Here is an 11,940-nt window from a genome sequence, read left to right as displayed (position 1 = left end):
TTTCGTCACCAATGCCGAGAAGATGATCGTCGAGCTCGAAAATCCCTACATCCTCATCCACGAGAAGAAGCTGGCGAGCCTGCAGACGCTGCTGCCCCTGCTCGAGCTGGTGGCGCAGTCCGGCCGGCCGCTGCTCATCATCGCGGAGGAGATCGAGGGTGAGGCACTGGCCACCCTGGTGGTCAACAAGCTGCGCGGCGGGCTGAAGGTTGCCGCCGTCAAGGCGCCGGGCTTCGGCGATCGCCGCAAAGCCATGCTTGAGGACATCGCGATCCTGACCGCTGGCAAGGAGATCAGCGAGGATCTCGGCATCAAGCTCGAGAACGTGACGCTTGACATGCTGGGCACCGCAAAGCGGGTGCGCATCGACAAAGACAACACTACCGTCATTGACGGCGCAGGCGGAAAGAAAGACATCGCGAGCCGCGTCGCACAGCTCAAGGCGCAGGTCGAGGAGACGACCTCCGACTACGACCGCGAGAAGCTGCAGGAGCGGCTGGCGAAGCTTGCTGGGGGCGTTGCCATCATCAAGGTCGGCGGCGCCACCGAGGTCGAGGTCAAGGAGCGTAAGGATCGTGTCGAGGATGCCATGCATGCGACCAAGGCCGCGGTCGAGGAGGGCGTCGTCGCCGGCGGCGGCGCGGCCCTGCTCTATGCCACGCGCGCGCTCGAGAACAAGAAGGGCGCCAACCACGACCAGCAGGTCGGCATCGAGATCGTGCGCCGCGCCCTGCAGGCCCCGGTCCGCCAGATCGCCGAGAATGCCGGCTTCGACGGCGCGGTGGTCGCCGGCCGGATGCTCGACCAGAAAGACGTCAATTTCGGCTTCGACGCCCAGAAGGCGGAATACGTCAACATGATCAAGGCCGGTGTCATCGATCCGACCAAGGTTGTCCGCACGGCGCTGCAAGGCGCGGTGTCGGTTGCCGGGCTTCTGGTGACAACCGAGGCCATGGTGGCCGAAGTGCCGGCCAAGAATGGCCAATCGGCGATGCCCGGCGGCAGCATGGGCGGCGGCTTTTAGCCAGGCGGTGGCGTCATGACCCTGCTTACAGGTGCTGGCATACTGCCGGGTGCCATCGTCGGCTTGGCAATGCCGCTGACCGTCACCTATGCCATCAGCTACGAAGATGCGGAGCGCCAAGTCGGCGATTTCGAGGCCAGGCGTCACTAACCGGACAACGCCGGAGCCGCTCATATTGAAGGGCGCAAATGTCTCCTGAAGACGTGCAACTATCCCGCTTGGTCAAGGCCGCCGTGCGGGCGAGAGGTCGCCAAATTGCGCTCGGCATTGTGAGCCGGACCAAGATCGCCCCTTCAGTAGAAGCGCCGACACCAAAGGAGCTGGAAGAAATCGCCGCCGCCGAGGCAGCGTGCCTGGTGGCCGATGCGGCACTTGCTGATTTTCAAGCTCGTTACCGTTGGACAACACCTGGAGATTGAGCAGATCAACCTTTCGCGGAGATAGCCGCTGGCCGTCTGCCCATTGATCGCAAACACCACGCCGAATCGATCGAACACTTGAGACAACGGCCCCCATCATCACGCGCTGGAGCGCACTGGCGATCGCGGTTTCAGAGGGCACATTCAGTTCGGCTGATTCCAGCCGAACTGAATCTCTAGGAGTGGGGTGTGCGCTCAAAGCCGCCAATTCCGCGGAGGGCACTACGACAAGCAAGCTAGCTGCAGTTGCTGCTGCCAAGGCAGCTTGGGAAGTGGCCGATAAAGCACTCGCTGACCGTAGGGCGAGCAAGCTCTGGGGCGGAACTCACATAGCAAAAGAGGGCATGAAATGTTGACCAAAGAGCAAGCCAAAGTAGCCGTGCATGCCGAACTGCGGAGCCGGAATCTCACCGAGCCTTTCGGCCCCGATGACCTTCTTGCTTTCTGCAAGGAGATACGCGGGCGTCTTGAATTTCCCACGCAAGGCGAAGCGCTGTCAGATATCAAAGCGTGGACAGAGAAATGGGAAGCACTCTGGCTACGCTGAAACTCAAATCAGGATACTACCCGAGCCCGACAATGGCGGCGCCATCAAAGCCCCTCCAGATGGACGGCCTGACGTTTGGCGCGGGCCGTGCTGCTGTTCCCTCGATCTCAGGACGTGAGCAGAATGTACGATGACGTTGACGACCTTGACGACGCGCTGAAAAGCATCACCGGCCTGCTCGACCAGGTGCGCGGCAAACTGGGCGATCGGTTTTTGCGCCTCGAACTGGCCGACCACCTGGCCCCGAAGAGCACGCCACTGAGAGTGCCGTCAGGGTTGGGTGGTGCCATCGACAAGCGGATTGCCCCGGCCGGCATGGATGCACTGCATCTTTTCCGTGCCATTCGAGACGTCAACAAGGACGTGCCCGACAATCCCGACAAGATTGACGCGGTTGTCGCGGCAATCGGGCAGTTGAGAAAATCGATGATCCCCCTGTCGGCCGAAGTCGCCATACAGGTCGCGTTCAAGTAGTTCCGCTCAAGGAGAAGAAGGTCAACGAAATTGCCGCGCTCGCCATCAGCAAGGTGCGCGGTGGGCTACCTGCGCCCGGGTTCTTCGACTGCGCCCGACGTCTCGACCGGTTCGCGGACCGTCAGGATGCAAGGACGTTTCATGACGCCGAGCTGATCGCCGTCCTCGCCCGCTGGGGCGATTGGTCAACAGCTGACAATAAGGACCTCCAGGTGATCGAGACTCTAACCCGCCCCCACGGGGCGGCGGACTGTCCAGACCCACCCCTTAAAGCAGCTTGAGGCGATGTCCGGCAGCCGGCAGTTCGATCGCCTGCTTGGGCCTCATCGCGCCCACGAGGGCCCTCTGGGATATGGTTGGTTCTACTATCCGGCCAGCGGGAAGACCTGCAGCACACGCTTGTATCTTGGGACCTCGTTCGTCGGTAAGACCGAAACCCTGAGCCGGGTTTTTCGTGGCGCGTCGGAAAGATGGTGCTGAGAGAGCAAGCTGGTTGGAAGGCGTCGATCGCGACCGCTCACCGCGCAGGATAGGTGGCGGAGGCCGCCGGCACGGCGGCTGCTTCACGATAACGGCGGGCCTCGATCTCGCGGCTCACGCACCGGCCGTATGAGTCGGTACCTGCCCTGAAGCCGTAGTCGACGCAGGCTTGCGCCACGCCGGGACGATGATCCGAAGCGGCGCGCTCGAGGTTGTGCTGGGATAGCTGCATCCAGCGGCCGAAGTAACGACGACGGCCGTGATGAAAAACCTGGTCAACATCATTGTGCACCCCACCCACGTCGGACATTTGAAATGGCAGCAACCGGCAAGGCCGCCAATCAGCACGAACCTACTTCAGGGCCATCAAGTCCAATGCCGAGGAGCCGATGCTCAGCACCAGCCCGATGGCGGCGAGGAGTGCCAGGGCGACCAGCATCTCCTTGCCAAGGGTCAGGTTCGACCGTCGACGAAAGGCTTTTTCGTGAGCGAGCTGTCGCAGCGACAGGGCCGGCTTCGTGGAGCATTCGGTCGTCATGGGACCCTCCTACCGGGACACCGGCGTCGACGAGACGACGGGATTGGTCGTCGCTGGGGGCGCGCCAATCCCGCCATCCGAGCCGGCCACAAGGGTCTGCGTGGCCGGTCGTCTGGACCGGCGGCAACCATTACGCGCCGCCGGCCGTCCCGTTGTCGTGAAACGCCGCTACAGCGAACCCGCGATCGCACGGGCCTGCAGGATCTGCCCCTCGTAGCCGGTGACGGCCTTCGCCGCATAGACCCGCAGGGTCGGCGATTCGCCGTTGGCGCCATAGTCGGTGAAGGTCTGCTTGAGGAGCTCGCCGATCTCGATCTGCAAGCGCATGTACTCGCGGTCGAAGTCGGGACCGCTCAGCCCGCTCAGCTGGACCAGCCGGGCCTGCTGGTCGGTGTTGAGGCCCTCCGGCATCGCCGCGCCGACATTGGCGTTGTTGATGAACTTCACGCGATTGATCATCTCGTCCGCGTCCTTGACCGTCTGGCCGGCATAGCCGCGCACGCCGACATGCTGGGACCGCTCCAGCGCGAGATGGCTGCTCTGGACCTCGAACCGGCCGGCGTTGCCGGTGTCGCGCACGAACGCGACGGAGCCGCCCGTTTGTCCGGAGCCGGCATTCTGCTGGGCATTGGCGGTTGTTGCCGCGATCAACGAGGCGCCGAGGCCGGCCGCGGGCAGGACCAGGCCGAGCGCCAAGGCTCCGGCAAGGCAGGTTGATTTCTTCATGATGTTTTCCTTTGGATGCCCGCCACGGCCCGGAAGTGCCGGCCGTTCGAGGGACTTGTGGTGGGTGAACGGGCGGCTCGACCATAGGTTGCCTTGGCGGGCGGCAGCTTCCACGAGCAGTCGCTCACTCATGCTCCTCTCCCCCTTTCAGGGGGAGAGGCTGGGTGAGGGCGCTACCTGTCCGATCTCGGGAAAGGCTTGGGCCAGCATGTCGCCAACGACTTGGCCTAAGCGTCGATCTCGGCATGCGTAACGTGCAGGCCTGTCTGCTCGTAGTCGGCCCATGCTTCTTCAGCTTCATCCCGGGATCAGGCCGCCGCCGCGAACCGAGTTTTGGCCAGCGGCGTGAGCAGGCGGCGCAGCCAGGCGACCTCGGGGTCGTGGCTGCGCACGCTGCTCCACAGCAGCACATGCGGCATCGGTGCGATCGCGAACGGCACGCGCCGGCTTTCCAGGCCGTGCGGCCGGAGCGTGCCGGCCATGGCCGGGATGGGCAGGGTGGCCAGAAGGTCAGACGCGGCCAGCACCGGCGCGACCGCGGAGAAGTTGGGCACCCAGCCCGCGATGGTGCGCTCGATGCCGGCGGCCGTGGCGGCGACGTTGACCGGGCTTTCGAGCTGATCGCCGACGCGGATCACGACATGCGGCCACTGGCTCCAGGCGCGGCGGCCCCAGCGGCGGAACGCGGGATGGCCGCGCCGCGCGAAGCAGCGCCAGTGCAGCGCACCGATGTCCTCGGTCTCCAGGCCCGTCGGCAGGCCAAGCCCGGCCGGCGCGATGGCGAGGTCGAGCTGGCCCTCGGCGACCTCGAGCAGCATGGTCTCGCGCGGCCCGGTCCATTCGATCGACACGCCCGGCGCGCGCCGTCGCGCCATCGTCAGCAGGTCGATGAACATCGCCTGGGCGAAGTCGGGCGCGGCCAGGCGGAAGACGCGGCGCGACGTCGCCGGATCGAAGCGTCGGCGCGGCGCCAACACGCGCTGCAGGCCGCCCAGCAAGGGCCGCACCTGCTCCATCAGCTCGATGGCGAAAGCGGTCGGCTCCATGCGCCGGCCGCCCTTCAGCAGCAGGGGATCGCCGAGCTGCTCGCGCAGGCGGGCCAGCGAATGGCTGACCGCCGACTGCGTGCGCCCGAGCCGCGCCGCCGCGCGGCTGACGCCGCGCTCGGCCATCACGACGTCGAGCACGACCAGCAGGTTGAGGTCGAAGCGGCGAAGATCGATCTGGCTCATGATTGATGCAGATTATGCATTGGATCGATGATTTAGGGCAGCGCTAGCTGGGGCCATGCAGCGACGTACCCTGATCGGCGGCCTGGGCTCCGCCCTTTCCCTGCTCTCCCTCGCGCCGCGCCCTGCCCGCGCCGATGAAGTGCCGCGGCCGCTTGCCGCCAATCTCGTGACCGCGGTCCCCGCCCGCTGGGACGGCCACGACTGCCTGGCGGTCGAGCTCACCGACGCCGAGCAGGCGCTGCGCCTCAACACCCAGGGCGGCGGCAACCGGCCCAGCATGGCGCTGGTGGCGCCGGCCTTCACTGACGGCGTCCTCGAGGTGATGGTGGCGGGCGTGCTGACCGGCCGCGGCGCGCCCGACGACCGCGGCTTCGTCGGCTTGTCGTTCCATGTCGGCGACGGCATTTTAAGCCACGAGACGGTCTATCTGCGCATGACCAACGGCCGGCTGAACGTGCCGCCGCCGCCGGCGCCGCGCATCGACCGCGCCATCCAGTATGTCGCCGATCCGGGCTTCCATTTCTCCGACTCACGCGAGCGTTTCCCAGGCCGCTACGAGAAGGGCGCCGACATCGCCGTCGGCCGCTGGCATCGGTTGCGGCTCGAGATCACTGGCCCGCGCCTCGCGGCCCGGGTCGACGGCGTCGAGGCGCTGGTCGTCGACGACCTGCGCTTCGCGGGCCGGCGCGGGCCGGTCGGCCTGTTCGTCGGCGACGGCTCGCGCGGCTATTTCCGGGATGTCGTCGTGAGGGTATGACCCCATCTGAATGAGAACGAACATCCTCGGGCTTGCCGTGGCGCTGGTGCTCGCCCTGCCGTTGGCCGCGCCCTTCGCCGCTCGCGCCGACGACCGCATCTACTACGGCACGCGCGCCGGCATGCATCTCACGACGGTTTCCAAGTCGGGCATCGGCACGGCCAACGCCGTGATCCGGCTCAAGCACACGCCCGAGGATGCCAAAGCCTTCTGCGAGGAATATCTGTATGACAAGTCGGCAGCCTGCGTGCGCAAGGCGCTGGCCGAGCTGAAGGTGGCCGACCAGGTGAGCGGCAACTGCACGACCAGGACCTGGATCGACATGTACGGCCGCCGCTACGCCTTCGCCGGCGAGGCCAGGAAGTCGGACGTCATGATCGCCGACTACGCCATAAAAGACCTCGGGACCGGCGAGATCCTCGACGGCTCGGCGGCGTCGGGCTACGACATCCAGCTCACGATCTTCCGGCAACTCTGTCCGGGGCTGGCAACATGACCTCAATGCTTCGATCCGCGCCCCCGTCCCGGCGCCTGCTGCTGGCCGCGCTGCCGGCTGCTCTGCTGCTGCCGGCCGCACCGGCCGGCGCGCAATCCTGCTGCGGTCCCGTCACGCCCAACGGCGAGCGGCTGCTGCAGCGCCTCGATGCGTCGGGTGTCGATCACCTGTGGCTACCCTACAAGCACGTGAACTGGGAGACCGGCGAGGTCGACAACGATCCGCACGCGCGGCCGGCGGCGACCCATTGCAGCGCCTTCGTCGCCTCCTTCGCCAAGCAGCTCGGCGTCTACATCCTGCGGCCGCCCGAGCATTCGCCGGTGCTCCTGGCCAACGCCCAGATGCGCTGGCTCACGACCGACGGCGGATCGTCCGGCTGGCGCCGCCTGCCCGATGCCGCCAGCGCGCAGCAGAGCGCCAACCAGGGCAACCTGGTCGTCGCCGTCTACGAGAACCCCGACCGCCACCGGCCGGGCCACATCGCCTTCATCCGCCCTGGCCGGCCCGACGCGTCGCGGCTCGCCGGCGACGGCCCCGAGGTCACGCAGGCCGGCGCCACCAACGCCATCGCCATGCCGCTCAGGCGCGCTTTCAGCCATCACCACGGCGCCTGGCCCGACGACATCCGCTACTTCGAGCACGCGATCGGCTGGTCGAGCTAGCCCCCACGAGCGGCGTCACAATTCGTACGATCGCGTTGCGGCTGTGATTGGTGCGTGACGTTGCGCGCGGCTTGTCGCCGCTTGCTGCGAGTCGGCGTTCATGGACCGGGTGGTGTAGCGCGCCGCAGCGCTGCGCCGCGACGCGGTCGGTGGGGTACCGGCCGCCGGCACAGGGGTGTGTGGCCGGGCTGCGGTGCGAGAGACGTAACACATGGTCATCGGCTCAGGTCTGCGGCGCCCGCTGGTGCGCGCCGTCGGGAATGCACCGGACGTTCCGGAGTCGGTGTGGGTCGTCGAGAGCGACGTCGCGTACAGAAGGGTCTCGGCGCCTGCGGACGCCGGCCTGGGCTGGGTCGATCTCCTGCTGATCTGTCTCTTCCTCGCCGGCCTCTACACCAACTACACCATCATGCTGTCGCAGAAGGTGCCGCTGCCCTCGGCGCCGTCGGGCGTCGCCGGCCTGATCCTGCTGTGGCGCCGGCGCGACGAGATCACGCCGCGCGCCCTGGTGGGCTTCTGCGCCATCGTCACGCTGCTGCTGCTGTCGGTGCTCTCGGCGCCCGGCATCGCCTGGCTGCCGCGGCGGACCAACGGTCTGATCCAGCTCACCTACTCGCTCGCCGTCGGCTGGGGCCTGTTCCTGACCGTGCGGCGGGCCGATCGCCGCCAGGTCGCGGCTCTGTTCCTCGCCTTCGCCCTGGTGATCGTCGCGGGATGCCTGCTCGAGACCTACGGCGGCTTCCGTCCGATCAGCGATGCGGTGCGCAACGTGCTCTATCGCAAGGGCGTCTACGAGAACGACCTGCGCGACCTCCTGTTCTACAACCGCGTGCGGCCGAAGTTCTTCGCTTCGGAGCCCTCCAGCGTCACCTTCTGCTACACGCTGTTCACCTTCATCTGGCTGGTGGCGAGCCCGTGGCGCTGGAAGCTGCCGTTCTATCTCGCCCTGGTGGGCATCGGCCTGTTCGCCATGCCGGGGCCGACCTTGCTGCTGATGCTGGTGCTGCTGCTGCCCTACCTGCTGTTCCTCGGCAGCCGCCGCCGGGGCCACATCGACGCCACGCGCTTCCTGCTCGTCGCCATGGTCGCCGCGCTCTTCGCTCTGACGGCGGTCCTCCTCGCCACGACCCTGTTCTCCGAGCGCCTGCAGTCCATCACTTCCGGCAACGATCCCAGCTTCTTCTATCGCGTGCAGGGCCCGGCGCTCGCCGGGATCGACATTATGGGCCGCTACCCGCTCACCGGCGCCGGCCTGACCGGCGAGCCCTTCGTCGAGCGCGAGATCACCAACCTCTATCTGCGCTCGCCCTTCTACTCGGCGGGCTGGCAGGTCGTGTCGCCGGCCACCGAGCTCTTGATCAACTATTTCTGGCTGCATTGGATCTATCTCGGCTTCGTCTGGGGCGTCGTCATGATCGCCGTCATCACCGGCTGGCTGCGCATCCAGGGCGTGCCCAGCACCGCCTTCTGCTGGGTGACCTGGGCGATCCTGGGCCAGGCCTCCGGCGCCTATGTCGGTCCGACCTGCTGGGCCGTGCTGTTCCTGGCTGCCGCCGCGGCCGTGCTACATCAGCGATCAGCGCATGCCCATCCCGATCATCCTGGTCGATGACGACGCTCTCTATCGCGAGGCCGTGACCGCCGACCTCGAGGACCGCGGCTTCGCTGTCGCCGCCTTCGCCGATGGCCCGGCCCTGCTCGCGGCCCTCGATGAGCACATCGAGGCGGAGCTGGTACTGGTCGACTGGACCTTGCCGCATCTGTCGGGCCTCGACCTGCTGCGCGCCCTGCGCCGGCGCGGCTGCCGGCTGCCTGTCGCCTTCCTGACCGGCCGGTCCGGCGTCGAGCGCACCGAGGAGGCGCGGGCGGCAGGCGCCGTCGATTTCATCGACAAGACCTGCGGCATCGACGAGCTTGTGCTGAGGCTGCGCCGCTACATCGTGCGGCTGTCGTAGGCCCACTGCAGCAGCGCCTGCCGCTGCCGCGGCCGGCAGAACGGATCGCCCGGTTCGCAGTTCGCGCGGACCTGGGCGGCGTGGCGGCGGAACGCTTTCCAGCGCCGGATCTGCCTTCCGTCCTCGTCCGGCAGGCGGCGGCCCATGTAGTAGCGGCAGTACCACTGGAACCAGCCGCGCGGGTCGTCGGGATGGATCCAGCCCTTGCGCCGCCATTCCGACAATGGCTGGCTGGCATCGACGCCGAAGTAATTCAGCGCGCAGTCGCGGCCACCCGGCGACAGCCTGGCGCGCTTGAACCAGCTTGCCGGAAACTCCTTGCGGCAGTCCGTCATGTACTTGCCGCAGAACACGCCGAGCGCGAGCATTTCCTTGGGCGTCAGGTCGGGCACGAATTCAGGATCGAAGCCGCGCCCGATCGGCGCCGACAGGCGATACCGGTATCCCTTCTGCATGCGGTCGTTGACGACGACGGTCCTGGGCACCGGGCTGCTTTACTCCGGTAGCCCCGCCATCACCAGATGTTCGCCGAACAGCCGCCGCTTCTCGGCATCCTTGAAGGCATGCCCGGCGGCGAACTTCCGCGCGCTGAAGGTCGGGTTGACGCGCAGCAGCGCGCGGCCGACCTCGTGCGCCTCCTTGAACTGGCCGCGGGCGGCGAGGCTCGCGGCCAGGAAGCGCAGGTTGCCGACGAAGCGCGGATTGAGCGCCATCGACCGGCGCCCCCAGCTCGCCGCCTCGAGGTAGTCGCCGTCGGCATAGGCCGCGAGCGCGGCCAGCCCGTAGGAGAAGAAGACGTGCGCATCGTAGGGCGACAGCCGGAGCCCGATCTCGACGCGGCGCCGCGCCTCGCGCGTCTCGCCGATGTAGCTGAAGGTGGCGCTGCTGCGCAGCCAGGCGATGGCAGCACTTGGATTGGCCGCCAGCGCGCGGTCGAACAGCTCGATGGCATGGTCGTAGTCGTGGAACAGCCACGACCGGATATGGCCGCACAAGGAAAGCGCCAGCGGATCGAAGCGGTCGTAGGAGAGCGCGAGCCGGCTCAGCCGCTCGGCCTCCATCTGGTCGGCGGTTGGATCGGGCGACGTGCCTTCGTAGAAGCGCTCGCCGTGGCAGGTCGCGGCCAGCGCATAGGCCGAGGCGTAGCTGGGATCGAGCGCCATGGCGCGCTCGAACAAGGGCAGCGCCTTGGCCCACGGATCGTCCTCGACGCGGTAGAGCAGGTCGAGCCCGCGCAGCACGCTCTCGTAGGCGTCGAGGCTCTCGGGATGCTTCTTGAGCACGCGGCGCAGCTCGGACTCCTGCACCTGCGGCGCGATCGTCGTCACCACCCGCGCGCTGAGCTCGTCCTGCAGCTGGAAGAGATCGGCCGCCGCGCCGGCGAAGCGGTCGCTCCAGATCGCCGTGCCGGTCTCGCAGTCGCAGAGCTCGGCCGACAGGCGCACCCGCCCACTCTCTGGGGCGCCGTCACGCCGGACGCTGCCGGTCAGCATGTAGCGCACGGCGAGCTCGCGCCGCACGCGCTCCGGATCATGCGCCTGGCCGCGATAGCGCAGCACCGAGCTGCGCGAGATCACGATCAGCTCGGGCAGGCAGGCCAGTGCCGCGATGATCGCCTCGACCAGCCCGTCGGAGAACCACGAGGCGCCCTCGTCCTCGGCCTGGTCGACGAAGGGCAGCACGGCGATCGAGGGCCGCCGGCGTTGGAAGCTGTCGATCGCGCCAGTGCGCGGGTCCGTGCGCGATCCCGGTGCCTTCGGCCCAACGGCATAGGCGTGCACCGGCCGGCTCATGTTGCGCAAGGTGAGCGGCCCCAGCTCCTCGATCGGTTGCGAGAGGCGGCCCGAGATCAGGTCCATCACCGCCGCCGACACCAGCACGCCGCCGACCGGCGCATGCGCCTGCAGGCGCGACACGATGTTGATGCCGTCGCCCAGAAGGTCGGTGCCCTCGACGGTGACCTCGCCCATGTGGATGGCGCAGCGCATCTCCAGTCGCACCGCCGCGTCCTGGCCCGCGGCCGTGCGTGCCGTCGTCTCCTGCACGATCAGCGCGGTGCGCGTCGCCTCGACCGGGCTGGTGAACTCGACCAGCAGGCCATCGCCCAGCGCCTTGAAGATGCGCCCGCCGCCCGCGGCGATCAGCGGATCGATGTCGCCGCGCAGCGCGCGCCACGCCGCCAGCACGCGCTCCTCGTCGGCCTCGACGAGGGCGGTGAAGCTGACGACGTCGAAGGCAGCGACCACGACCAGCCTTCGGCCGCCGCCGTTGCTCGTGGCGGCGCACGCGTCACGTGTCATCTGGCCAGGGGCGCTGCGAGAGCGCTTGCGTGCCATGCCTGAGATCCTCGAAGCGACGATGAAGTCTTGACCCACTCAGCTTCTGTGCACCGAAAGGGTGGCGTCATCGCGACGGGCAAGCGCTCCACGCGGGAGCGTGGCGAATGCCACGGAAAGTTGCCGAAACGACACACTGTCGAAGATGGCTTGTGTCTCAGGGCGCTGGCGGGAGTTGTTCATGGCGAGGCGAAGGTCGCCGTCGCCATGGGCTTGCGCTGTGAGTTTTCGCACCCTCGCCGGTGACGAAACCGTGAGACGACCGGAAGAGGGCGCCCGCTGCGGCCTACCAGG

Annotated in this window: 16 protein-coding genes; 10 read left to right on the top strand and 6 right to left on the bottom strand. The window is 67.5% G+C overall.

Annotated elements, in window-relative coordinates; translation table 11 throughout:
• From groEL to RSO01_RS43455, 5 genes are all read left to right on the top strand, one after another.
• Positions 1 to 1,024 (top strand): chaperonin GroEL (gene groEL / locus RSO01_RS43470; protein ID WP_147156851.1); only part of this gene is annotated, 1,024 nt, incomplete at its 5' end.
• A gap of 15 nt (positions 1,025 to 1,039) precedes the next feature.
• Entirely contained in the window at positions 1,040 to 1,174 is a 135-nt protein-coding gene (locus RSO01_RS49665) for a hypothetical protein (protein WP_281291633.1), read from the top strand.
• A gap of 38 nt (positions 1,175 to 1,212) precedes the next feature.
• Entirely contained in the window at positions 1,213 to 1,443 is a 231-nt protein-coding gene (locus RSO01_RS43465) for a hypothetical protein (protein ID WP_147156850.1), read from the top strand.
• 349 nt (positions 1,444 to 1,792) lie between these two features.
• Complete coding sequence (locus tag RSO01_RS43460; protein ID WP_147156849.1) at positions 1,793 to 1,990, top strand: hypothetical protein; 198 nt, start codon at positions 1,793 to 1,795, stop codon at positions 1,988 to 1,990.
• Positions 1,991 to 2,113: 123 nt separating this feature from the next.
• The gene (locus RSO01_RS43455) at positions 2,114 to 2,464 is read left to right on the top strand and encodes a hypothetical protein (RefSeq protein ID WP_147156848.1); all 351 of its coding nucleotides are present in this window, start codon (positions 2,114 to 2,116) and stop codon (positions 2,462 to 2,464) included.
• Positions 2,465 to 2,981: 517 nt separating this feature from the next.
• Here RSO01_RS43455 and RSO01_RS43450 read toward each other — a convergent pair.
• From RSO01_RS43450 to RSO01_RS43435, 4 genes are all read right to left on the bottom strand, one after another.
• The gene (locus RSO01_RS43450) at positions 2,982 to 3,254 is read right to left on the bottom strand and encodes a hypothetical protein (protein ID WP_147156847.1); all 273 of its coding nucleotides are present in this window, start codon (positions 3,252 to 3,254) and stop codon (positions 2,982 to 2,984) included.
• A 42-nt stretch (positions 3,255 to 3,296) separates the two neighbouring features.
• Positions 3,297 to 3,482, bottom strand: a complete 186-nt coding sequence (locus tag RSO01_RS43445) for a hypothetical protein (protein WP_147156846.1) — start codon at positions 3,480 to 3,482, stop codon at positions 3,297 to 3,299.
• Between the two features lie 168 nt (positions 3,483 to 3,650).
• On the bottom strand, positions 3,651 to 4,208 hold the full coding sequence (locus RSO01_RS43440; protein WP_170303810.1) for a DUF4142 domain-containing protein: 558 nt from the start codon (positions 4,206 to 4,208) through the stop codon (positions 3,651 to 3,653).
• A gap of 308 nt (positions 4,209 to 4,516) precedes the next feature.
• Complete coding sequence (locus RSO01_RS43435) at positions 4,517 to 5,440, bottom strand: LysR family transcriptional regulator (RefSeq protein WP_147156844.1); 924 nt, start codon at positions 5,438 to 5,440, stop codon at positions 4,517 to 4,519.
• A gap of 55 nt (positions 5,441 to 5,495) precedes the next feature.
• Between RSO01_RS43435 and RSO01_RS43430 the strand changes: the two genes are divergently transcribed.
• From RSO01_RS43430 to RSO01_RS43410, 5 genes are all read left to right on the top strand, one after another.
• Positions 5,496 to 6,197, top strand: a complete 702-nt coding sequence (locus RSO01_RS43430) for a LamG domain-containing protein (RefSeq protein WP_147156843.1) — start codon at positions 5,496 to 5,498, stop codon at positions 6,195 to 6,197.
• Between the two features lie 10 nt (positions 6,198 to 6,207).
• On the top strand, positions 6,208 to 6,693 hold the full coding sequence (locus RSO01_RS43425; protein WP_147156842.1) for a hypothetical protein: 486 nt from the start codon (positions 6,208 to 6,210) through the stop codon (positions 6,691 to 6,693).
• Between the two features lie 5 nt (positions 6,694 to 6,698).
• Complete coding sequence (locus RSO01_RS43420; protein WP_170303809.1) at positions 6,699 to 7,355, top strand: hypothetical protein; 657 nt, start codon at positions 6,699 to 6,701, stop codon at positions 7,353 to 7,355.
• A gap of 211 nt (positions 7,356 to 7,566) precedes the next feature.
• A complete protein-coding gene (locus tag RSO01_RS43415) occupies positions 7,567 to 8,967 on the top strand; it encodes a hypothetical protein (RefSeq protein WP_147156840.1) in 1,401 nt (466 codons plus the stop codon).
• Positions 8,939 to 9,310, top strand: coding sequence for a response regulator transcription factor (locus RSO01_RS43410; protein WP_170303808.1), 372 nt, complete (start codon positions 8,939 to 8,941; stop codon positions 9,308 to 9,310). The genes RSO01_RS43415 and RSO01_RS43410 overlap by 29 nt, the downstream gene beginning before the upstream one ends.
• Here the strand turns inward: RSO01_RS43410 and RSO01_RS43405 are convergent.
• Both RSO01_RS43405 and RSO01_RS43400 read right to left on the bottom strand, forming a co-directional pair.
• A complete protein-coding gene (locus RSO01_RS43405; protein ID WP_147156852.1) occupies positions 9,289 to 9,765 on the bottom strand; it encodes a hypothetical protein in 477 nt (158 codons plus the stop codon). The two genes, RSO01_RS43410 and RSO01_RS43405, sit on opposite strands and share 22 nt — an antisense overlap.
• Before the next feature lie 39 nt (positions 9,766 to 9,804).
• Entirely contained in the window at positions 9,805 to 11,610 is a 1,806-nt protein-coding gene (locus tag RSO01_RS43400) for an adenylate/guanylate cyclase domain-containing protein (RefSeq protein WP_170303806.1), read from the bottom strand.
• Positions 11,611 to 11,940: the final 330 nt, after the last annotated feature.

Origin of the sequence: Reyranella soli, assembly GCF_007992495.1 — a bacterium.
Taxonomy (GTDB): Bacteria; Pseudomonadota; Alphaproteobacteria; order Reyranellales; family Reyranellaceae; genus Reyranella; species Reyranella soli.
The sequence above is the reverse complement of the archived record's forward strand: the minus strand, read 5'-3'. Positions and strand labels throughout refer to the sequence as shown.